We start from the raw sequence: 2,501 nt of genomic DNA on the forward strand, positions 1-2,501 counted from the left end.
CTATTTTGGTTTAATAATTGTTGACCAATCCAGTGCCGCGCAAATTGATAAGCCACACGTCCTGAGCGACCGCCACGGCTTGATGACCAAAGCAGCGCCTCTTGGCGTATCTTGTCTGACCACTCAATACCTTCAGCTTGTAGATAATGGGTGACAATATTCAGATAAGTCTCTTGATTCATCGGATAAAAGGACAGCCATAAGCCAAAGCGATCAGACAAAGATACAGTTTCATCAATGGTCTCGTACGGGTTAACCTCGTCAGTCTGGCCATCATAGATATTAACATTGTCTTTCATCAGTTGAGGCAACAAATGACGACGGTTGCTTGTAGCATAAACCAATAATTTATCTTGCTCCGAATCAAGCGCACCATCGAGCACACTTTTTAAGGTACGATAATTTTCATCTTGACCATTAAATGCTAAATCATCGCAGTAAACTATATAACGACAAGCGGTAGTCTCTGGCAGTTTGTTAATGGCATCACGAATCTTATCTAACATTTGCAAATCATCACGCGATACCTCAATCATACGTAAACCTTGGTCTTTAAACTCATTTAGCAACGCACGAATCAAAGACGATTTGCCCGCACCTCGTGTACCTGTCATTAGTACGTGATTGGCAGGATAGCCTGCTAAAAATTGCTTAGTATTTTGTACGATTTTGTGTTTTTGAGTGTCAATTCCAATCAAATCATCTAGCGATAGAGCAGAGCTAACATTAATCGGAACCAATTTACCCTCAACGCCACCTACCCAGCGGTAAGCCAGTTCACTAGGACCTATAACTATACTTGCGCTTATATGTTGTTGCAGGAATTGAGACAATAAAATTGCCAAATTGTCATCGAGGGTAAAGGTGTTTACAGAATTGGCCATGCTAACTTATCTCTATTAAACTATGATAAATAATATAAAATCACTAATTAAAAAATACTGCCATTAAAAGCTACTCAATTCAAGCCATTAAATCTTACTTTTAAAGGTGTTGGCATATTGATCACTATATTTAAACCTGCTAAATCTGACAAAAGTTTATCAAACTAACTATGCAAAATTTTAATGATCCAACGCAGCACTTCATGATTAAGGCAGTCAATCAACATCTCAGTAAACTAGGATATAGATCAGTTGAGACCATTCGTTTCAGTTATGAGCCTAATTGTCAGCAACGCTCAATGTCTAAAGCAATGAGCTATCAAGGACTAACTAAGGCATCATATAAACAAAAATCATATATGCTTAAATGGCAATTGTCATCATCTTCATTAAATAACCCAACCAATTTGGATAACGAAATTGAAGTCATAAAACAGCTGCAACAAACGTCTCTCAACGTTGATCAAGGCTTAATAAATCATGCTTTTATAGCGCCTCAGAATATTGGAATGGCTGATGGACTTTATAATGACTGTTTACATACTGGTTATCTAGATGATGTTTTTTTAGATACTAAGAGTTTAAACACTAACAGCTTAAAAAGTAACTGTCTCAAATGTAATTGGTTAGATGATAACAGGTGGCAATTTTCAAGCCTTGTGATGCCGTATTTTATAAAGGGTAGTCTAAAGGATTATCTTAGCTTGAATGAGCTCTCAAATCAGCATAAAGCGCAACTTGCCATTAATTTAGCGATGTGTATTCAATGGCTTCACAGCCAAGGGTGGGTACATGGTGATATAAAACCCAGTAATTTTTTATTAAATAGTTTGCCTGATAGCCAAGTAAACTCAAATATTAATTCTATGGTAATACATAATATATTTGAACCACAATTTAAACAACTAAAAGGCGAAGGAACTCAATTAACGCCCATAGCTTATTTAAATGACTGGGCCTGTGCCCGACCTTTAGTACAGGATAATGACTTAAGAACTTATAAAGCAGTCTATCCTACGTTTAAAGAAAGCGTAGAAAAACAAAGCGTAGAAAAACAAAGCATAGAAAAACAAAGCGCAGAAAAACAAAGTACAGTTGAAAGCTGTTCGGTCATAAAAAGTAAAGGTTTAGAAAGGAAGATGAGAAAAGGGACGCCAGCTTATTTTGCGCCTGAATGCTGGCATGGTAGCCAGATAACTTCTCAAAGTGATTTGTATGCATTTGGGATAACTTTATTTGAGTTGTTCGAAGAGCGTAAGCCTTATCAGCTATCAAAATTTCGAATTGAGCATACACCTAGTTTTGATATAGAGGCAACTAGTCTTGATGAAAAATATGACTATTTGAGTGAGTGGGCTATTCTGCACTGTCAGCAAAATATACCTTTATTGTCTGATCCATTCAGAATGTTTCAGCCCGTCATTGACAAGCTATTGGCAAAGAAAATAGAGAATCGTTATCCGACAATAGAAGATACAATAACTGCATTACAAAATATTCATTTATAATCATGATTTAAATTATAATGGACTTTATTGTATAAGGTATCTGCCGATAAACTTATAAAATTCACAAAAGGATTATCATGTTTCTTATTATCCAAAACGATACATTAAA

At 36.0% G+C, this 2,501-nt stretch carries 2 protein-coding genes; one reads left to right on the plus strand and one right to left on the minus strand.

The window, feature by feature from the left end:
- On the minus strand, nucleotides 1-884 hold an 884-nt coding region (locus QZ265_RS10555; RefSeq protein ID WP_296405977.1), incomplete at its 3' end, for an ATP-binding protein.
- A gap of 170 nt (nucleotides 885-1,054) precedes the next feature.
- Between QZ265_RS10555 and QZ265_RS10560 the strand changes: the two genes are divergently transcribed.
- Nucleotides 1,055-2,392: a protein kinase gene (locus QZ265_RS10560; protein WP_296405979.1), complete on the plus strand. Its 1,338-nt coding sequence runs from the start codon at nucleotides 1,055-1,057 to the stop codon at nucleotides 2,390-2,392.
- The last annotated feature ends 109 nt before the right edge of the window (nucleotides 2,393-2,501 follow it).

It is taken from the genome of Psychrobacter sp., assembly GCF_018260395.1.
GTDB lineage: Bacteria > Pseudomonadota > Gammaproteobacteria > Pseudomonadales > Moraxellaceae > Psychrobacter.